Below are 18,414 nucleotides of genomic sequence, written 5' to 3' on the forward strand. Positions count from 1 at the left end.
CTTCCCCAGAGCTCACCGTGCAACCTCGATCACCCTTTCCTGCACGACGAGGAAAACCCTCTCACCGGCAACCCTGCCGTCCTCGCGCGCGCCCCCGGTAAAACTGCCGAACGCCGGCAGCACCCCACACGCAGTCCCGAATCGGAAACACGGCACACGCACCGAATCATTGCGCGTCGTGATTCGGTAGACGGGATGAACATGCCCCGCGAGCACATACGCGCCTTCCACTCGTTGCGGGTAATGACACAGTGCCCACGGCCCGATGCGCCACGGCTCCTGCACGTATTCGACATCCAGCGAAACCGGCAACGTCCCCGCATGCCGATCATGATTTCCTTCGACGAGCACCACCCGCAGCCCCGCATGCCGCGCGCGCCAGACCTGCAACGCGTCGAGCGTCTCCTTCGCATGCGCCTCGCGGGCGTGCAATAAATCACCCAGAAACACCAGCATGGCCGGCTCGAACGCGGCGATCAGGATATCGAGGCGCATGAGATTGTCGGCGGTCGAACCGACCGGCACCGGAATCCCGCGCGCGCGAAACACGGCGTCCTTGCCGAAGTGCGCATCGGCGACAAACAGACAGCGCAGCGCCGGATCGACCATCGCGCGCAAATTCGACAGCACGACAGGATGCCCGGCGATTTCAACCGGCAGCGAAGCAGGCCTCATGTCCGCGCCGCCTTCTCGAGTTCGGCCAGCATCCGCTCGACGCGATCCGCGAGCTTCTCCGTGCTGACCTTCTCGCGCAAGCGTCCGACAATCAGCGGAAAGGCGAACGGCGTCGGCTTCTTCGGCCGGGTGACGACCACGCGGCTTGCATTCATACGCTCGAGCGCGATACGAATGCGCTGAGCATCGAGTTCCTGCAGCAATACTTCAGTGTCGGCCTGATTGAGCAGTAGATTGCCGCTATCGTGATTGCGGAAAATCTCGTAGAAGAGGCCACTCGAAGCCTGCAACTGCCGCGCGCTTTTCTGCTGTCCAGGATGCCCTTGAAACACCAGCCCCGACACGCGCGCGATCTCCCGAAAGCGCCGCATCGAGAGTTCGGATGAATTGAGGCTCGCAAGAATGTCATGCTCGAGTTCATCGAGCGACAATAGTCCGCTCTCCAACGCCGCTGCCCAATCGAATGGTTGCGCGGACAACAACTCGAACCCGTAGTCGTTCATGGAAATGGAAAAGGTGCCGAGCTTGTCACGGGCCACCCGCCATGCGAGCAATGCACCCAAGCCAATATGCGCGGTGCGCCCCGCAAATGGATAACAAAAGAAGTGGTGGCCTTCTCGCGATTTCACCAATTCCACCACCAGTACGCCCGGCTCGGGCAACGCCGACCACTTCTGTTGCAATTCGAGCAACGGGCGCACGGCGCGCATTTCCGGTTCGTCGTAGATGCCGTCGGCGGCGCGCGCGAGCATCGTCAGTGTTGCATCGGCGAGTTCGGAAGAAAGCGGCATGCGGCTGCCTGCCCATTGCGGCATGGCTCCGCGTGAAGACGTGGCGCGCCGTACCCACGCAGTCATGTCCTGCACACGAATCAATGCGAGCGCACGTCCGCCGAAAGTAAAGATATCGCCCGGCTTTAGCCGCGAAATAAACGATTCCTCGATCGCACCGATTCGGCCGCCCGACAGATAGGCAACGTGCAAAGTGCCGTTCGCGACGATCGTCCCGATGTTGTTGCGATGCCGACGTACCAGATCCTCGCGCGGCACGCGGTACAGTCCGTCGCTTTCGCGCACCACGCGATGGTAGTCGGGGTACGCGCGCAATGCCGTACCGCCGCCTTCGACAAAACCGAGCGCCCAGTCGAATTCTTCCTGCGTCAGTTGCCGGTACGCATAGGTGCCGCGAATTTCGCCATACAGTTCCTGCGCATCGAAGCCGCCGCCGATCGCCACGGTGACGAGATGCTGCACGAGCACGTCGAACGGTTTCTCCGGCGTTTCGCGGCCTTCTATCTGACGCTTTTCGACGGCTTCGCGCGCCGCGGCGGCTTCGACGAGTTCGAGCGCATGCGTCGGCACGATCGTCACGCGTGACGGACGGCCCGGCGCGTGCCCGGAGCGTCCCGCACGTTGCATCAGACGTGCGACGCCCTTCGGCGAACCGATCTGAAACACGCGTTCCACAGGAAGGAAATCGACGCCGAGATCGAGGCTCGATGTACACACAACCGCTTTCAGCATGCCGTTCTTCAGACCACGTTCCACCCATTCGCGCACTTCCTGGTCGAGTGAGCCGTGATGCAACGCGATCAGGCCGGCCCATTCGGGCCGCCCGTCGAGCAGCGCCTGATACCAGACTTCACACTGCGAGCGTGTGTTGGTGAAAACCAGCGACGTCTGTGCCTCGCTAATCGCATCGGCCACGGCGCCGACCTGGCGCATGCCGACATGGCCGCCCCACGGAAACCGTTCGATCGTCTCGGGAATCACGGTATCGACGATCAGCGCCTTAGGCAGCGCACCGTGCACGCTGACGCGCGGCGTCTTTACGGGCGCGAGCAAGACTTCGGCGGCGAAGGGCAGATTGCCGAGTGTCGCGGACAAGCCCCACACCTGTAATTCAGACCGCCAATGCGCGAGCCGCGCGAGCGCGAGTTGCGTCTGCGTGCCGCGTTTGTTGCCGAGCAACTCATGCCATTCGTCGACGATCACCAGCCGCACATGCGAGAGGACCTCTCGCGCATCGGGCCGCGTGAGGATCAGCGACAGGCTTTCGGGCGTGGTGACGAGTGCCGACGGCATGCGCCGGTTCTGCCGCGCGCGTTCCGCTGACGAGGTGTCGCCGGTACGCAGCCCGACGCTCCATGGCACGGCGAGCTCGGCCGCCGAGCTTTGCAAGGCACGCGCGGTGTCCGCGGCGAGTGCGCGCATCGGTGTGATCCATAGGACGGTGAGCGGATCGGGCTGCGCGCGCGGCGCGCGGTTCCGGGCGGAGGGCGGTGCGGCAGCGAAGGCGGCAAGGGCGCCGAACCAGACCGCCCATGTTTTACCCGCGCCGGTGGTGGCGTGCAACAAACCGCTTGCGCCGCAGCCGATCTCTCGCCATACCTCGCGCTGAAAATCGAATGGCTGCCAGCGCCGCGCTTCGAACCATGCGTCGAGTCTCTCAGCGAACGGGCGGCGAGCGGTGGCTTCATCGACGGCAAATGGAATCGGCTCGAAAGCCGCTTCGCGTGCATCGAGCCGCGCTTGCTGCTCGCGGCTCTTCGGAATCCGGCGCGGCCGCGGCGCACGACGCCGCTCGGACGAAACAGAGGATGCCGGACTGGCGTTGTCGTCGGAATCGGCGGACTCAGTCATCGCAAGCGCTCTTTAGCATCGGATTTGCACACCGGCGTGAAGGCGTCGAATAAACACGCACGCCGCATCACATCGAATAAACACGCACGCTGTATCACATCGAATAAACCGGCACGCCGTATCACGTCGAATAAACTCGCACGCGCCATCACGTCGGCCAGAACATGCCGACGGCCGCCAGCCCCATTGCGACGGTGGCGAGCCAGCCGAGCCAGCGCAACCAGCCGGTCACGGCGAACTGGCCCATGACCTTGGGGCTGGCCGCCATCACCATCACCAGCGCCATGATCGGTACGGCCGCGACGCCGTTGATCACCGCGCTCCAATACAGCGCCTTGATCGGATCGAGCCGCATGAACGTGAGCGCAATGCCGCCGGCAATCGCGACGGCGATCACGCCATAGAACTGCTTCGCCAGATTCACCTGCAACGCCAGGCTGTTGCGCCATTTCATCGTGCCCGCTGCCGCGTAGGCGGCCGAACCCGCCAGCACCGGCAAAGCCAGCAGACCCGTGCCGATGATGCCGAGACTGAACAGCGCAAACGCCAGGTCGCCCGCAATCGGCTTGAGCGCAGTGGCGGCATCGGCAGTGGTTTTTACCTCGATGTGATGCACGTGCAGCGTGGCGGCGGCCGTGAGCATGATAAAAAACGCCACGCTGTTCGACATCGCCATGCCGACCCAAGTGTCTATATTGATCCGCTTCAGTTGGGCGGACGCTTGCAACGGCGCGCGCAATAGCGCTTGCTCTGCCGGTTTCGAGCGAATCTCCTCGACTTCCTGCGACGCCTGCCAGAAGAACAGATATGGGCTGATCGTCGTCCCGAGTACCGCAACCACGGTGGTCAGATAGCCACCGGAGAATTGAATCGGCGGTTTCACAATACTCAGACCGACGGCTTTCCAATCGATCGGAATCACGAAGATGATGGCGACGTAGGCGAACAACGTAAGCGTGAGCCATTTCAGAACGCTCGCATAGCGTGCGTATGGAATGAATACCTGCATCAGCAGGGACGCCGTGCCGAGCAACGCGACGTAGAGTTGGACCGGACCGCCGATCACTAGTTTGGCAGCGGCGCCCATTGCCGCGAGATCGGCCGCGATATTGATGGTGTTGGTCAGGAGCAGAAGCAATACCGCGAGATACAGAAGCGGAGCGGGGTAGTGATGGCGCAGATTGGTGGCGAGTCCTCTGCCCGTCACCCGTCCCATGCGCGCACTGACGAGTTGTATCGACACCATCAGCGGGTAAGTGACGAGCAACGTCCACAACAGTCCGAAACCAAACTGCGCGCCGGCCTGCGAATAGGTGGCGATGCCGCTTGGATCGTCGTCCGCGGCGCCGGTGATCAGGCCGGGCCCTAGCCGCTTCATCCAGGAGCGTTCGGCGACGTCTTCAACGACAAGTTCCGGTTCCAGGTTTTCAGTGGTCATCGTATCCGCCGGTCAGGGAAACTGTGTCGAATCATGTCGTACGGGCGCTATTGCCGGGACGAGATGGTCGTCCGTTCCTCAAATACGTAGCATTCTCTGTGCCACCCGCCTCGCCGCCCAGTTGCCATTGCCTCCGCGATAGTCTGCATCGCTGAGCGGCGGCCTCCGGAAGTTGCCATCCGCTACAATGACACGCACTACCCACCTGGAGATTCGCTTTGAAATCTATCGTTGCTTTGGTTGCCGCAACTGTTCTTTCCTCGACGGCGATGGCCGCGTCCACCACTGAGAAGCTGCCTTCCGGCGTAATCGTTGAACATCTTACGCAGGGCACGGGTGCTCAACCGGCCGCTGATGATGTCGTGAAGGTCAACTATCGCGGCACGCTCGCCAACGGCACCGAGTTCGATAGCTCGGCGAAGCATGGCGGTCCGGCAACCTTTCCGCTCAATCGCGTGATTCCCTGCTGGACGCAAGGCGTGCAAAAAATGAAAGTCGGCGGCAAAGCCAAGCTGACCTGCCCGGCGGCCACGGCCTATGGCGATCGCGGTGTCGGCGTGATTCCGCCCAATAGCGACTTGACGTTTGAAGTCGAACTGGTTGGTATCGTTAAGTAATACGGCGCCAAGCCCGTGAGACTGAACCCCGCTCCGGATAACGAAGCGGGGTTTTTCTTTTTCTGGGCCACTACATCTATTCGATAGCCTGGCAATTCTAAAAGATCTAAAAGAAGAGAAGTTCTGGCTTTACCCGGCTGGTGCGAATAGCATCGACACATGCACGATAGTGAAAACGACGATAATGCCGTGGCCGTGCTATTCGTCAGCGCAACCCACCTGTATTCGCCATACGGGTCGATCTGGCGGATTTATCGCCTGATATGACCGGCGGCAGCGTGGCTCACGCGCTCCCGCTGATTGCGGGCGGCGTCTTTTTCAAAGTCCCGCGCATTCAGCCGTTTACCTTCTACGGGGGCGTCGGCGCTGCAATAGCTGCCTTGCGCATTCCGAAAGATCCGCCCGTCATTCGTTGCGCGCGAGGAGCGCCTGTCATGAACATCGACTTTCACTACGGTGTGGTTTATATCGTCGCCCGTGTCGCCGGGATGACGGCCGGCGATGCAGTTACGGTGGCGCATGCCTGCCAGTACGTCGACGATGCGACCACTTCAGGAATACTGCGTTTCGCGGGTGGCGAGACTTTTGAACGCTTCGCCACCGCGCACAAGCTATTCGACTATACCAATACGGAAAACGACCAGAACCGGCTGGTGTGGACGCCATTTCATTTTCTTCCCGCGGGCGTGGGGGAGACGCTTGACGAAAAGGCGGTGTGCCGGCCGGATAGCACTGTTGCTCGCGAGGTGGTTCGCCGGGCAATCCGGCAGCGGGGCACCGACACGGCATTGCACCGCCTGGGCGTGGCGCTTCACACTTACGTCGACACATGGGCACATCAGGGATTCTCCGGTATCGAAAGCCCGATGAACCGCGTTCATATGCTGGAGGCGGAGGATTGCACGCGGGAAGGCTGGCTGGTCCGCCTTACCCGCGCTACGCGGCATCTGGTCGAGCGCATCGAAGAAGATGTGCTGACGCTTGCATTACCCGTGGGTCACGGCGCTGCTTTGCACTATCCCGATCAGCCGTGGGCGAAATGGCATTACGTCGATGGCAGAAACGTGTCCGTCAAAAGGCATAATCTGCCTGAGTTCATGCAGGCGGCCGAGATGACGTGCCGCGCGGTGCGCGCCTATGTCGCGGGGCGGGAAGATTTTGAATACCAGCCCGGTCTGCCGGCCGATGTCAACGCCGCACTCACCAGGCTTCTCGACACCAATCGGAACCTGGACGACAGCAAGCGTTTGCAGACCATTTGCGAAGCGGTGAAAACCGATGCCATTCCTGGGCTGTCAGAGTCGATTCCGGACTATGTGGCCAAGGGGCTCGGTTCCTGGAAATACAAGGCCACTGGTTTGCAGTCCGACGACGATTCCGGCGACCGCCCGCGCTGGAGCGAAGCCTTTGAGAAAAGTGATTACCGGCGCTTTCACGACGCGGTCAAACAGCACCGTTTCGTGACTACGCAGGAGATTCTGCCGGCTTGCGGACTGCGGATCGCGTGAACCGGCTGGGCTATTGCACCTTCACTTGCTGATGCTGCGCGGCCCGTTCTTCCGCTTGTTTCTTCGCCATGTGTCTTCCCACGAGGCAGCCCGCCACCGCGCCCACCACCGCATGGTGCCCAGCGTAGTGGCCGGCGACCCCGCCCACCACCGCGCCTTTCATACAGCCGGCCGCGTTCGCCGTGCCTGCTGTGGCCGAAATCAGTGCTACCGCCGCGAGGGCGGCGTTGATAAAACCAGCTTTCATCTGAAAGTACCCTGCTATTGAGTTGTCGAAACGAGTTGTCGAAACCATCCGAATGCAACTGGGTTGCCACTGCTTTGCTTCTCAGTCCGGTTCGGATTGTAAAAGGACAGTTCGCAGACAGGTGAAACAGCGCCGCGAGAATGGTTACGCCGGATTACGGGCCAAAAAAATGAACGGCCGCCCTTTGAATCCACGGATGCGCGCCTATAGTAGAAGCGGCAATTGCCGCATTGCACAGCGGCGGCCTTTTCTTGACGTGGATGACGGGGAAACAGAAATGACGCCATCGAACGCTGCGATCTATCAGGCCCAGGCCAGCACGCCGGATTCGTTACGAACGCTTGCCGGCTATCTCGAACTGGCGCTCGACGAAGGAGAAAGCGTGATTCTGATGCGGATTGGCACGCAGGTGCGCAGTGTTTATGTCGGCAATCCGTCCGGCATGCTGGATGAGTTGACGGATCACGGCGTGGTGGCCGCTTTTCAGGCCGACGAGATGCTCGCATTGACCCAATTGGGACTCAACCGGATAACCGCCGACGATCAACAGTACCGGTTTATGCGCAGCGTGAGGTATATCGCCGACCGCCAGGTCGTCGTCTTTACACCCATTTAAGCGACCGGTCGGCAAACAGGAAAAGACTAGAGAATAGGGTTATCGGTAGTGGACTCGAAAGGTTCGTACTCCACTGGATGCGTTTCCATGTAAATCTGATGTTGTAATAGCCCTATAGATCTGCCTTTCTCGCGCTATTCATGGCATAGTTCGATCGATTACCACACAAGGAGCAATCAAATGCCAACGTTAGAGCAAATCCAAGCAAAGCTTAAGAAGCTCCAGGCACAAGCTGACGTCCTGGTTGCCAGGAAAGCACAAGTCGCGGTCGACCAGATTCGCGACCTGATGCTTAAGCACGGCCTGACTACCGCGGATATCGAAGCCAAGGCAAAGGCGAGACGCGCCGCACAGGCTTTGAATGGCCATGCAGCCGGTGGCAAGGCAAAAGCCGTTAGCGCAGGCAAGACGCCGCCGAAGTACCGCGACCATAAAACCGGTGCAACCTGGACCGGTCACGGCCGTGCACCGGCCTGGATTGCCGCGGTGAAAGACCGGACTCAATTCCTGATCGACGGCGCCAGCGAACTGAAGTCAGCGGCAAAGGCGGCCGTCACTCACGCCAAAGCCGCGAGCAAAGGCCAGCCTAAAGGCGCGCAGCCGCCCAAGTACCTCAATCCAAAAACCGGCGCCACCTGGAGCGGACGTGGTCCGGCGCCGGCATGGCTTGCAACGGTCAAAGACCGCAGCAAATTCCTGATCGATGGCGCGGCGGCTACCCAGAACCTCGCCGCCGGGAAAGTCGTGAAGGCGAAAAAGGCAGTAGCGTCGAAAACGGCGACTAAAAAGGCCGCGGCAAGGAAAAGCGCGGCCAAGCCTGCAGTAAAGAAAACCGCGGCAAAGAAGGCGGCGGTGAAGAAGACCGCTACGGCAAGGAAAGCCCCGGGCCGCAAGGCGGGTAGTCAACGCAAAGCCGGGGCGACGAGCGCTGCCGCAGCGCCGCAAACCCCGACGGTGCAAGCCGCCGCGTGAGCGTAACGGAGTCGCGAAGTAGATGACTGTTACGCTCGATTCATCCCGGCAGGAAGACCACGTCGTCCTGCTGGAGTCCGTTCCTCATCCGGCCGCCGACGCTGCCGAGCCGTTCATTGTCGCTAGCGATCGCCGGGTAATTCTGGCTTATCCGATTGCTGAATCCGACTTCGAACGGTTCGGACCATTCGATTCCGACGACGATCCATTTTGCACGGTGCTATTTCCCGACGCCGTGTTTCATCGGTTGGGGCCGCCCGGCGATCTCGATCTCGAGATTCATCCACTCGCGTCGCAAGGGCTCAGTGGGTACTCGGTTCACGAAGTGATGAATTCGTCACTGGCCGCCGAGATTTCGGCCGTCGCTTCGCACGGGCCCGCACCACGCCACTTTGTCATCACATTTCAGGACTCGACGTTTGAATGCGTGGCGTCGGACTATACAGTGGTCGGCGTGTATGGCGCGGGAGAGATTGCCAGCCGGGAGGCATTCTCACTGGTCCGTTAGTGTTGTGAGTGGTTAGTGGGTGGTTAGTGGCCTCGTCGATTGACCGGCACTCAGCGTGGCAAATGGCCGCGCTTAAAACGGTCCTGGCAACGGGCACGCGCAATGCGTCCTGTTTTGGGTTGTAAAGCCCGGGCTTAAGGTCCGGGCGTTTTCCCCCAATCGCAAACCGCGGGGCGACGACCTTTGCGCGTCCTGCCGATTAGCATCGAGGTCACGCATGCTGACGATTCCAATCACCGCCTTTGTCACACTCGTCATCGTATTGTTAATTGCCAATCTGTCGAGTGGCGAGAAGAAGATCGAACACAAGATCGAGCGGCTTTACGCGAGCCACGATCCGCAGTTTCTCCGTTCCATGGGTCTGCTGCTCGGGCCGCCCGTCATCTCCGGGAACCGCTTCGAGATGCTGTTGAACGGTGCGCATATATTTCCGTCGATGCTCGAAGGTATTCGGTCCGCGCGCAAAACCATCACGTTTGAAACGTTCATCTACTGGTCTGGCGAGATCGGCGAGCAAATCGCCCACGCATTGGCGGATAAAGCACGGGAAGGCGTCGCCGTGCACGTACTGCTCGATTGGGTGGGCTCGTCGAAAATGGATAAACGCTATCTGAACATTCTGCGCGATGCGGGCGCTGAAGTGATCCAGTATCACAAGCCGCACTGGACCGGTCTGGGACGGATGAACGATCGCACTCACCGCAAGCTGCTGGTGATCGATGGGCATATCGGCTTTACCGGCGGCGTGGGCATTGCGCCGCAGTGGACCGGCCGCGCGCAAGACGAAAAGCATTGGCGCGATACGCATTTCCGGGTTGCCGGGCCAGTGGTGGGCCACATGCAGGCCGTATTCATGGACAACTGGGTCAAAGCGACCGGCAATGTGTTGCACGGGGCCGACTACTTTCCGGAAGTCGAAGCCGTCGGCGACGGCCTTGCGCATATGTTCAGCAGCTCGCCTTCGGGCGGCAGCGACGACATGCAATTGATGTATCTGATGGCAATTACCGCGGCCACTCACTCCATTCATCTGGCGAGTGCCTATTTCGTGCCGGACAAGCTGACGATCAATGCGATTGTCGAGGCAGCAAAGCGCGGCGTGAAAGTACAGATCGTCACGCCTGGAAAGCGCATCGATACACATACCGTGCGGGAAGCGTCGCGCGCCTGTTGGGGCGACTTGCTGCGAGCCGGTGTCGAGATTTTCGAGTATCAGCCGACCATGTTTCACTGCAAGTTGCTGGTCGTGGACGAATATCTGGTCTCGGTAGGTTCCACCAATTTCGATAACCGCTCGTTCAAGCTCAATGACGAAGCGAACCTGAATATCTACGACCGCGACTTCGCGAGGCAGCAAACTGCTACCTTCGCGGACGATATCAAGCAGTCACAGCAGATCACGCTCGACGCGTGGATGCGGCGGCCATTCTCCGAAAAGCTGATCGAGAAGTTCGTGCCGCTGCTGGATACGCAACTGTGATGTGCGATGCAGATGCGTCGATCGCGCAGATCATCCGGGAGAACCGTGAGCGGGGTGATGCCGGTGACTAGCGGCCTGTGCCGCTGAGATACGTTTCGACGGCCGATACGTGAGTCGGTTCATTGCTGTGCTCATCCGCGGAGACAGGCACGGCAAGAATCGCTTTTGCGCGTTGATAGGCGCTGGCGAAGCCCCGCAACTCCTGCGTAACCGGCCGGTCATCCAGCCGGCGACGAAGCAGCGCTTGCGCAATGCAACGGTCGATTAAACCGAGCTGGTTGTCGATATAGTCGAGACACAATTCGCGGCAGCGTGCTGATAGTCCTGCTACGGCTAGCAGCGCCGGCACAATCGAAATCGTCAGAAAGCCGCCTGCGGGAATGCGCGACAACGCTGCGGGCGAGTCGAACAGATCTTTGCGCAGCGACTCGAAGACGGCTTTGCCCCATACCTCGCGCTCGGCCGCGAGCGAGGCACGGCGGCGTGCGAGTGCATCTCTCGCATTCGCGTCTTCAATGCGACCTTCGGCGACCAACAGCGTAGTGTCGCCGCGTTTGCCTTCCTGAATGCAATCGGCACCGAGATAGATGGCGCTCTGGTTGCGTCCGGCCAATACCAGGTGTTGAAGCGCATCCGGCACGAGCGGATCGAGCGGGACCACTTCGCACGTGACGGGCTTGCCGTTGAAGTGAATTGCGCAGCGTCCATCGTCTTCGAGCGCCGGGCAGCGCGCGAGAGAAGGGTAGTCGTAGCCCTGCGCCGTGATGCTGAAGGTGTCGCCCGCGCGATACAGCAGCGTATCCGCGATGGCCTCGAAGGCGACGATATCCGTGTCGTCAAGTATGGCTTCGTGTTCGCCGACGCGAAGCTTTTCATGCAATCGCTTGCGTGGCACGCGCCCAATCGCAATGCAGCCGATGAACAGATCGCGATGCCGGAACAGTTCCGGCAGCGACATCGCCGGTGGACTGTTGCAGCATTTGCCGCACGCCGAACACGCATACGAAAACGCGTTCACCATGGCCGGCGTACCGAGTCCTGGTAGTGCGTCAGGATGAAATGCGCGACGTCGGGGGAGTGATAGGCGCCGACCAGTTGCGCGACCCATGGCTGAGTGCGGTCGCCGTCGCGCACGGTCAACACGTTGGCGTAGGGCGAGCGCGCATCTTCGAGACCGAGGCTGTCACGGGCAGGGTAGAGACCCGAGCGTGCCGCGTCGTCGCTATCAATGACGGCGAAAGCCACGCTGTTCAAACTGTCGAACAGGCGAGCATGCGGCAACTGGCGGATCTTCAGGTTCAGCCGGTTGCTTGTGATGTCGGCAACCGTGGCGTGTAAGCCGGCGCTGTCCTTGAATCTCAGCAGCGTAAAGTTTTGCAGCAGGATCAAGGCGCGCGCGGTGCCTTCACGGTCGTCGGGAATCGCTATCGTTGCTCCGCGCTGCAACTGGCCGAGGTTCGTCAACTTGCGCGAGTACAGCGCGATCGGAAACGTAACGGTGGTCGCCACGCTCGTTAGTGCGTAGCCGTGTTGTTTGCGCTGGCTCAAGAAGCGCGGTCCGTCTTCGAAGCTCGCTGCATCGATCTGTTTCGCGGCGAGCGCGGCGTCGATGCCCTCGGGCTTATCGAACACGACGACATCGAGCGTGAGGCCTCGCGTTGCGGCGACACGCCGCACTTCGTCCATGATCTGCGCATGAGCGCCGGCCGTCACGCCGATTTTGACGACCTGCGATGCGGCGGCTTGCGCAGCCTGGACCCATGAAGCCGCAATCAGCAGCGCCACCGTGATGAACGTGCGGGGCTTCACGATGCATCCCTCAACACCGTACGAAAGCCGATATGCGAGGCCGGTAAATCCGCTTCCTGCTGTTCGCGGGACGCCGCGCGATAGCGCACGCAATAGTCGCGTGAACAGAGAAACGAGCCGCCTTTAATGACCATCGGCGTGTCGTGTTTGCGGCTGAGCGGCGCGACCGCTGCGGTATCGCCATTGGTATGCGATTGATGCGGACCACTGTAGACGTCCCTGGTCCATTCCCAGGCATTGCCGATCATGTCGTAGAGTTTGAAATCATTCGCCGCATAACAGCCGACCGGGGCGAGGCCGACGTGCCCATCCTCATTGGTGTTCAGCACGGGAAACACACCTTGCCAGTAATTCGCACTCGGCTTGCCGTGTTCGTCACGTGGCGCGGTGTCGAGATCCGCGCCTTCGTGGCCGGCCTTGCCCGCGTATTCCCACTCCGCTTCGGTCGGCAGATCGCGGCCGAGCCAGCGCGCGTAGGCCAGCGCGTCGGCCTGCGTGACCATCGTCACGGGCTGGTTCAGGCGGCCGTCGAGATTGCTGCCAGGACCCGTCGGATGATTCCACGCGGCGCCCTTGACCCACGTCCACCATGCCAGATCGCGCGCGTTCATTTCTTCGCGAGTCGGCGTATGAAAGACCACGGCGCCGCCCTGGCGCTCCGAATCGCTGACATAACCCGTGGCCTTCACGAAGGCGGTGAACTGCGCATTCGTCACATCGGTCTGATCGATCCAGAAACCGGCGACGTGGGTTTTGCCGTCGCCCGCAGGGCGCTCGTCTTCATAACCGAGCTTGCTGCCGAACACGAAGTTGCCGCCGTGCAGATGCACCATGCCGGCTTTCGGATCGTCGCGCCAGCGCGTGGGCAGGCCGGCATGGCGCTCGCATAGCTGTTCGGAGCCGAGCGCCGCTAAAGCGCGCGAGCGGTTCAGATCATCGAACGCGTTCTGCTTGCCGTCGCGCCATGCCGCCGAGGCGGCCATCGCGGCGCTAAAAGCGGCGGCAAACGCGACCATGGCGACCGCGGCATAGACGCCATACAACGCCGCGGTCCCTTTCAGCTTGAGTCGGACAGACATGGCGTGCTCAGTAGTAACCGCGCGGACGCAACGGTTCGACACCGCCGACGCTGCTCATATAGTTGTTCCACTGTTGCACGAGCCCATCGACCACTGACGGATTCTGCGCCGACACGTCCTGCGTCTCGCCGCGGTCGGCGCTCATGTCGAACAGTTGCCAGTGACCATCCACCGGGCCCAGCGGCGGCTCGGTCCACAAGGCTTTCCAGCGGCCGTCGGCGCTGCGCAGGTAGCCGCGGCCGTAGGCTTCGTCGCCGAACGACGCGGTGTGCACGGCGTCGGTGGTCTGATCGTTCAGCAAAGGCAACAGCGATTGCCCGGTGACCGGATAAACATAGCGATTGTTGTAGACCACCTTACCCTTGTTCTGATCGACGCCGGTGAGCGTGTTGATCAACGGCGGCGCAGCTTGCGTAGGCGGTGAAATCCGTGCGACGGCGAGGAACGTGGCAGTGTTATCGGTCACGTGCGTGAAGTCGCGCAGCGTAGGCTTCTGCGTGGTCTGGCCCGGCAAATGGACGATCAACGGTGTGGATACGCCGCCTTCACCCGAATAGCCTTTCGTCAAACGGAACGGGGTGGCGCTCACTTCGGCCCAGCGCAAACCGTATTGCAGGCGTTGCGCGTTCTGCTTGCCGTTGTCGGTGCCGAGCGTCGAATAGACCGGGTCCGCTGCATTGGCGGTGTCGGTCGCGCTCGGGTCGGCGCCGGAGTCGATCGGCCAGCCTTCGGCGCCGTTGTCCGACTGGAACATGATGAAGGTGTTGTCGTATTCGCCAATGTCCTTGAGATGCTGGATTAGCAGGCCGATGTTGTGATCGAGATTCTCGACCATGCCCGCATAGATTTCCATGTAACGTGCCTGGGCCTTTTTCTCGGCGGGCGAGAGGCTTGCCCACGTCTTGTTCACGTAGCCTGGGCCGTAGTCGGTATAACCCTGCGCGGCGCCATGCACGGCGCTCACATACTTCGCGTTGGCCGTGCCGTTGTTTGCGGTGGCCGCTGTTGCTACCCGTGTTTCCGATGCGCCGCCATAAGGCACGAAGTCGTTCGGGATGATACCGAGCGCTTTTTGCCGTGCGATCCGTGCGTTGCGGACCACGTCGTAGCCGGCATCATATTTACCGACGTAATTGTGCAGATAAGGATCGGGTACTTGCAGCGGCCAGTGCGGTGACGTGTAGGCCGCGTAGGCGAAGAACGGCTTGCCGTCACCCTTGTTCGAGTCGATGTACGAGATCAGGCGTTGCGTGTAGAAATCGGTCGAATAGAACACGGCGGGGCTGCCGCCTGCGCCGCCCGGTTGTCCAGGCTGGCCGGGCTGCACGTATTTGCCGTCTTCAGTGTAGTTCTGCGAGTTCAACGGTTCGTGAGCAAAGTGATTGGTCGCGGCGCCGCCGAGCAGCGCGTAGCTGTGCTCGAAGCCCCATTGGTCCGGCGTCTGCCCGCCGCCCGTCGTGCTGCCGACAATGCCCGAGCCGATGTGCCACTTGCCGGCCATATAGGTGTGATAGCCGCCGTCCTTCAGCAATTGCGCGACCGACAACGCGCGGTCGTTCAGATAGCCCTCGTAGCCGGGCAGGCCTTTGCGTTCGTCGGTCGGCACACCCATTGTGCCTTCGCCGACCAGATGGTGATCGGTGCCGGAGATCAGCATCGAACGCGTGATCGCGCAGACAGTGCCGGTATGGTGATTCGTCAGGATGCGGCCCGACTGGACCAATGCGTCGAGGTTGGGCGTGTTGATTTCGCCGCCGAACGCATGGATGTCGGAATAGCCGAGGTCGTCGGCCATGATATACAGAATGTTCGGGCGTTTCTGCGCGACCACGGGCGCGGACGCCGCCGCTTGAGGCAGATTGTCGTCGCCGCAGGAAGCGAGCACGACAAGGCTGGCGACGGCCGCGCCGATCATGCCGAGACGAAGAGTGGGGCGTTGCGATCTCTGAGTTGTCATTGTTGTAGTGACCGGATATGTCGGGTCGCCGATGTTAGCAATGACGTCAGGATGGCGAAAGATTGATTTCTGCGTTGCTATGTTCGATTGTCGATATAGGCGCTGAAATGTGATCGGGGATATAACGCGGCGTGCAACTTCCTTCGCTGTTTCGCACGGCTTTTGTGTGCGGCTAGTTGCCCGGGTCGACTACGGGTTTGTCCGGATCTGCAAGCGTTTTATAGGGCAGCGATGCGGCGTGCGGATTGGTTGTGGTGTCATCGATCACGCGATCGACATCCGCGGTTTTCGCGAGTTCGGCGAGGAACGTGTGTTTGTCGAAGCCGGGGGCGACGCAGCCTTGCACGTAAATGAAGCGGCGTTGCAATGTGAGCCATAGCGTCGACTGCTCGCGCCAGTGGGTGACGTAATTGATGTTGGTGAGACGCCGTTGGACGGCCTCGGCGATCTCCGTGTCGTAGAGATATGCGTTCGACAGGCGGCAACGTCCTTCCACCCAGCAGCTATTGCCGCGCTCGATCCGGTAATGACTGTCGTCGAGCCATTCCTGTTCGGTCTCGAGTGGGCCTAAGGGCACCGGGCAGTTGCTGATTGCTTTGGATATCTGAAAGAACGGGTCGTGGCCGCGATTGAGGCGCTGCGCTTCGGCGTGGGCGTGCAGGGAGGCCACGCTGAAGATCAGGGTTAGCAGCTTGAGGTGGATCGGGCATTTCATCGTCTCGGCTCCGGGATATTGAGCGGGGAATAGACGGTTTTGATTCTCGATTACCTGATGGAGACTATGCAGCGGTGGCGCGGTTACTTCATCGGCTCTGACGCCGATTCTCGACGGCAAACTTGATCAACTCAGCCTGACCTTCGATATCGAGCTTGCGTTTCAGATTCTGCCGATGCGTTTCCACCGTGCGCACTGAGAGCTCGTTGCGTTGAGCGATCTGCTTACTCGACAGACCTTCCGCAAGCGCATCGAGAATATCGCGTTCGCGTGGCGTGAGCCGTTCAATGGGCGGCTGCATTGCCGAGGCCTGAATCAAACGCGCACCGAGTCCCGCGCTGAAAAACGTCTTGCCTTCGAGCACCGCGCCGATCGCCTGAATGATTTCGGTCGCGGGCGAATCTTTGAGCACGTAGCCACTGGCGCCGGCGCGTACGGCCTGGGTGACGTACTCGAGGTTGTCGTGCATGGAGAGCATCAGCACGCGTATCGCCGGGAAGCGCTCATGAAACATGCCGGCCAGAGCAATGCCGTTCATCCCGTTCATGCCGACGTCCATGAGCACCAGATGCGGTTCCTGGCTGGCCGCGAGCGCGAGCGCTTCCTGCGCATTGCCCGCTTCGCCGACGATTTCGATGTTGCGCACGGCTTCGAGACGAGCGCGCAAACCGTCGCGCACCAGCGGATGATCGTCGATGAGAACCAGACGTGCGGTGGCGGTTGAGGCGTCATTCATAGTCAGCGTTCCTGCAAGGCGGGCAATTGAGGTTCGTGCGTTCCGAGCGGCACGCGTGCGCTCACTTGCGTGTGGCCAGGCTGCGAGATGAGCGACAGCTTGCCGCCCAGCGCTTCGAGCCGCTCGCGCATATTGCGCAGACCGACACCGGAGCGCCGGCCGACGAAGGCGTGTGCCACGTCGAAACCGCGCCCGTTGTCCGAGATCGTTAACGTCACGGCGTCGTTCGATATTTCCAGCGCCAGCGCCGCGCTCGATGCCTGTGCGTGGCGCACGATGTTCGTCAGCGCCTCCTGGGCGATACGGAATAGCACCGTGTTGACCGTCTCGGGTAAAACCGGGGCATTCGTGTGCGCGATTTGCGTGAAGCCGATCTTGATCCCCGACTCGTCGCTCAGCTCGCGCGTGAGCTGTTCCAGGGCGGCCGCTACGCCGAGGTCATCGAGCATCGACGGACGCAGCGCGTGAGATATACGGCGCACCTCGCGCAACGTATCGCCGAGGCGGGTGAGGCTGGTGGAGAGCGCGGCCTCCGCTGCGGGCACCCGCACTTCACTGCGTTCGAAACGCGCCAACGCGGATTCGAGCAGCAGCTTCACGGAGACCATCATCTGGCTGATGCCGTCGTGCAATTCACGCGACAGTCGCGCCCGTTCGTTTTCCTGCGAGTCGACCACCTGTTGCGCGAGCCGCTTCAGTTTGGCATCGGCGCTGCGATATTCGGTGACGTTGAGCACTAGCGCGCATAACGCGATCACGGCGAGCCCGGCGAGCGCGATGGCATCGATCCACTGCATCGTGCGATCGATGTTGGCCGCGGCACCCTGATCGATATGCGCGAGCGTGGCGTCGACATCGTCGAGATAGATGCCGGTACCGATCATCCAGCCCCAGCGTTCGAGCGGCACCACATAGCCCAATTTCGACGCGAGCTTGCCCGTCGACGGACGGTGCCACACGTAACGCACATAACCGCCGCCGCTCGCGGCCGCGGCGAGCAGTTGCTGGATCGTCGGCGTGCCTTGCGGATCGCGCAGCGTCCACAGGTCGCGTCCGACCAGATCGGGCTCGCGCGGGTGCATCAGCGAACGCCCGTGCATGTCGTAGACGAAGAAGTAGCCGTCCTTGCCGAAATCCATTTTCTGGAGGATGTCGAGCGCGCGGATGCGCAGCATCGCATCGTCGCGCGCGTTGTCGCCGCCGCCCTCGTAGAGCGGAGCGATCGCCGTGGTGGCGAGCTCGACGTAATGCTTGAGTTCAATCTCCTTGCTGGCCATGTACGCGGCCTGGGTGGTCGCGTGCTGCGTCTCGGCGAGCGCGGTGGCTTCCTCGCGCACACCGATTTCAATGCTGGCGATGGCCGCCAGAAAGGGCACGATCGCCAGCAGAACAATCTTTGCTTTGAGTTTCATCGT

At 61.2% G+C, this 18,414-nt stretch carries 17 protein-coding genes; 6 read left to right on the forward strand and 11 right to left on the reverse strand.

Annotated elements, in window-relative coordinates:
- Positions 1-12: 12 nt before the first annotated feature.
- The 3 genes from pdeM to P0D84_RS25270 all read right to left on the reverse strand — a co-directional run bounded on the left by pdeM (position 13) and on the right by P0D84_RS25270 (position 4,755).
- Positions 13-675, reverse strand: coding sequence for a ligase-associated DNA damage response endonuclease PdeM (gene pdeM, locus P0D84_RS25260; RefSeq protein WP_408341400.1), 663 nt, complete (start codon positions 673-675; stop codon positions 13-15).
- Entirely contained in the window at positions 672-3,317 is a 2,646-nt protein-coding gene (locus P0D84_RS25265) for a ligase-associated DNA damage response DEXH box helicase (protein WP_408341401.1), read from the reverse strand. Before P0D84_RS25265 ends, pdeM begins: the two co-directional genes overlap by 4 nt.
- Before the next feature lie 148 nt (positions 3,318-3,465).
- On the reverse strand, positions 3,466-4,755 hold the full coding sequence (locus P0D84_RS25270; RefSeq protein ID WP_408341402.1) for an NRAMP family divalent metal transporter: 1,290 nt from the start codon (positions 4,753-4,755) through the stop codon (positions 3,466-3,468).
- Positions 4,756-5,024: 269 nt separating this feature from the next.
- Here P0D84_RS25270 and P0D84_RS25275 point away from each other — a divergent pair, with 269 nt between their 5' ends.
- Both P0D84_RS25275 and P0D84_RS25280 read left to right on the forward strand, forming a co-directional pair.
- A complete protein-coding gene (locus P0D84_RS25275) occupies positions 5,025-5,372 on the forward strand; it encodes an FKBP-type peptidyl-prolyl cis-trans isomerase (RefSeq protein ID WP_087753251.1) in 348 nt (115 codons plus the stop codon).
- Between the two features lie 434 nt (positions 5,373-5,806).
- Positions 5,807-6,880: a DUF6765 family protein gene (locus P0D84_RS25280; RefSeq protein ID WP_408341403.1), complete on the forward strand. Its 1,074-nt coding sequence runs from the start codon at positions 5,807-5,809 to the stop codon at positions 6,878-6,880.
- Between the two features lie 10 nt (positions 6,881-6,890).
- On the opposite strand, the gene P0D84_RS25285 is transcribed toward P0D84_RS25280, so the two are convergent.
- Positions 6,891-7,127: a hypothetical protein gene (locus P0D84_RS25285; RefSeq protein ID WP_408341404.1), complete on the reverse strand. Its 237-nt coding sequence runs from the start codon at positions 7,125-7,127 to the stop codon at positions 6,891-6,893.
- 277 nt (positions 7,128-7,404) lie between these two features.
- Here P0D84_RS25285 and P0D84_RS25290 point away from each other — a divergent pair, with 277 nt between their 5' ends.
- The 4 genes from P0D84_RS25290 (at position 7,405) to cls (ending at position 10,703) form a co-directional block, all read left to right on the forward strand.
- Positions 7,405-7,743 carry a hypothetical protein gene (locus tag P0D84_RS25290; RefSeq protein WP_408341405.1) on the forward strand — a complete coding sequence of 113 codons (339 nt, stop codon included), beginning with the start codon at positions 7,405-7,407 and terminating at the stop codon, positions 7,741-7,743.
- A 180-nt stretch (positions 7,744-7,923) separates the two neighbouring features.
- A complete protein-coding gene (locus P0D84_RS25295; protein WP_408341406.1) occupies positions 7,924-8,715 on the forward strand; it encodes an H-NS family nucleoid-associated regulatory protein in 792 nt (263 codons plus the stop codon).
- Between the two features lie 22 nt (positions 8,716-8,737).
- The gene (locus P0D84_RS25300; protein WP_408341407.1) at positions 8,738-9,223 is read left to right on the forward strand and encodes a hypothetical protein; all 486 of its coding nucleotides are present in this window, start codon (positions 8,738-8,740) and stop codon (positions 9,221-9,223) included.
- A gap of 217 nt (positions 9,224-9,440) precedes the next feature.
- Positions 9,441-10,703, forward strand: a complete 1,263-nt coding sequence (gene cls / locus P0D84_RS25305) for a cardiolipin synthase (protein ID WP_408341408.1) — start codon at positions 9,441-9,443, stop codon at positions 10,701-10,703.
- Positions 10,704-10,770: 67 nt separating this feature from the next.
- Here cls and P0D84_RS25310 read toward each other — a convergent pair whose 3' ends face one another.
- From P0D84_RS25310 to P0D84_RS25340, 7 genes are all read right to left on the reverse strand, one after another.
- Positions 10,771-11,724 carry a hypothetical protein gene (locus tag P0D84_RS25310; protein WP_408341409.1) on the reverse strand — a complete coding sequence of 318 codons (954 nt, stop codon included), beginning with the start codon at positions 11,722-11,724 and terminating at the stop codon, positions 10,771-10,773.
- Positions 11,718-12,515: a MetQ/NlpA family lipoprotein gene (locus P0D84_RS25315; RefSeq protein WP_408345986.1), complete on the reverse strand. Its 798-nt coding sequence runs from the start codon at positions 12,513-12,515 to the stop codon at positions 11,718-11,720. The genes P0D84_RS25310 and P0D84_RS25315 overlap by 7 nt, the downstream gene beginning before the upstream one ends.
- Complete coding sequence (locus tag P0D84_RS25320; protein ID WP_408341410.1) at positions 12,509-13,591, reverse strand: formylglycine-generating enzyme family protein; 1,083 nt, start codon at positions 13,589-13,591, stop codon at positions 12,509-12,511. The genes P0D84_RS25315 and P0D84_RS25320 overlap by 7 nt, the downstream gene beginning before the upstream one ends.
- 7 nt (positions 13,592-13,598) lie before the next feature.
- On the reverse strand, positions 13,599-15,548 hold the full coding sequence (locus tag P0D84_RS25325; RefSeq protein WP_408341411.1) for an arylsulfatase: 1,950 nt from the start codon (positions 15,546-15,548) through the stop codon (positions 13,599-13,601).
- A gap of 172 nt (positions 15,549-15,720) precedes the next feature.
- Positions 15,721-16,263, reverse strand: coding sequence for a hypothetical protein (locus P0D84_RS25330; RefSeq protein WP_408341412.1), 543 nt, complete (start codon positions 16,261-16,263; stop codon positions 15,721-15,723).
- 88 nt (positions 16,264-16,351) lie between these two features.
- Complete coding sequence (locus tag P0D84_RS25335) at positions 16,352-16,999, reverse strand: response regulator (protein ID WP_408341413.1); 648 nt, start codon at positions 16,997-16,999, stop codon at positions 16,352-16,354.
- Between the two features lie 2 nt (positions 17,000-17,001).
- A complete protein-coding gene (locus P0D84_RS25340; RefSeq protein WP_408341414.1) occupies positions 17,002-18,411 on the reverse strand; it encodes a cache domain-containing protein in 1,410 nt (469 codons plus the stop codon).
- Between the last annotated feature and the right edge of the window lie 3 nt (positions 18,412-18,414).

Source organism: Paraburkholderia sp. RL17-337-BIB-A, assembly GCF_046025895.1.
Classification (GTDB): domain Bacteria; phylum Pseudomonadota; class Gammaproteobacteria; order Burkholderiales; family Burkholderiaceae; genus Paraburkholderia; species Paraburkholderia fungorum_C.

Coding starts and splice junctions, on each gene's coding strand:
- pdeM (WP_408341400.1), bottom strand. CDS start 675: ATGAGGCCTGCTTCGCTGCCGGTTGAAATCGCCGGGCATCCTGTCGTG.
- P0D84_RS25265 (WP_408341401.1), bottom strand. CDS start 3,317: ATGACTGAGTCCGCCGATTCCGACGACAACGCCAGTCCGGCATCCTCT.
- P0D84_RS25270 (WP_408341402.1), bottom strand. CDS start 4,755: ATGACCACTGAAAACCTGGAACCGGAACTTGTCGTTGAAGACGTCGCC.
- P0D84_RS25275 (WP_087753251.1), top strand. CDS start 5,025: ATGGCCGCGTCCACCACTGAGAAGCTGCCTTCCGGCGTAATCGTTGAA.
- P0D84_RS25280 (WP_408341403.1), top strand. CDS start 5,807: ATGAACATCGACTTTCACTACGGTGTGGTTTATATCGTCGCCCGTGTC.
- P0D84_RS25285 (WP_408341404.1), bottom strand. CDS start 7,127: ATGAAAGCTGGTTTTATCAACGCCGCCCTCGCGGCGGTAGCACTGATT.
- P0D84_RS25290 (WP_408341405.1), top strand. CDS start 7,405: ATGACGCCATCGAACGCTGCGATCTATCAGGCCCAGGCCAGCACGCCG.
- P0D84_RS25295 (WP_408341406.1), top strand. CDS start 7,924: ATGCCAACGTTAGAGCAAATCCAAGCAAAGCTTAAGAAGCTCCAGGCA.
- P0D84_RS25300 (WP_408341407.1), top strand. CDS start 8,738: ATGACTGTTACGCTCGATTCATCCCGGCAGGAAGACCACGTCGTCCTG.
- cls (WP_408341408.1), top strand. CDS start 9,441: ATGCTGACGATTCCAATCACCGCCTTTGTCACACTCGTCATCGTATTG.
- P0D84_RS25310 (WP_408341409.1), bottom strand. CDS start 11,724: ATGGTGAACGCGTTTTCGTATGCGTGTTCGGCGTGCGGCAAATGCTGC.
- P0D84_RS25320 (WP_408341410.1), bottom strand. CDS start 13,591: ATGTCTGTCCGACTCAAGCTGAAAGGGACCGCGGCGTTGTATGGCGTC.
- P0D84_RS25325 (WP_408341411.1), bottom strand. CDS start 15,548: ATGACAACTCAGAGATCGCAACGCCCCACTCTTCGTCTCGGCATGATC.
- P0D84_RS25330 (WP_408341412.1), bottom strand. CDS start 16,263: ATGAAATGCCCGATCCACCTCAAGCTGCTAACCCTGATCTTCAGCGTG.
- P0D84_RS25335 (WP_408341413.1), bottom strand. CDS start 16,999: ATGAATGACGCCTCAACCGCCACCGCACGTCTGGTTCTCATCGACGAT.
- P0D84_RS25340 (WP_408341414.1), bottom strand. CDS start 18,411: ATGAAACTCAAAGCAAAGATTGTTCTGCTGGCGATCGTGCCCTTTCTG.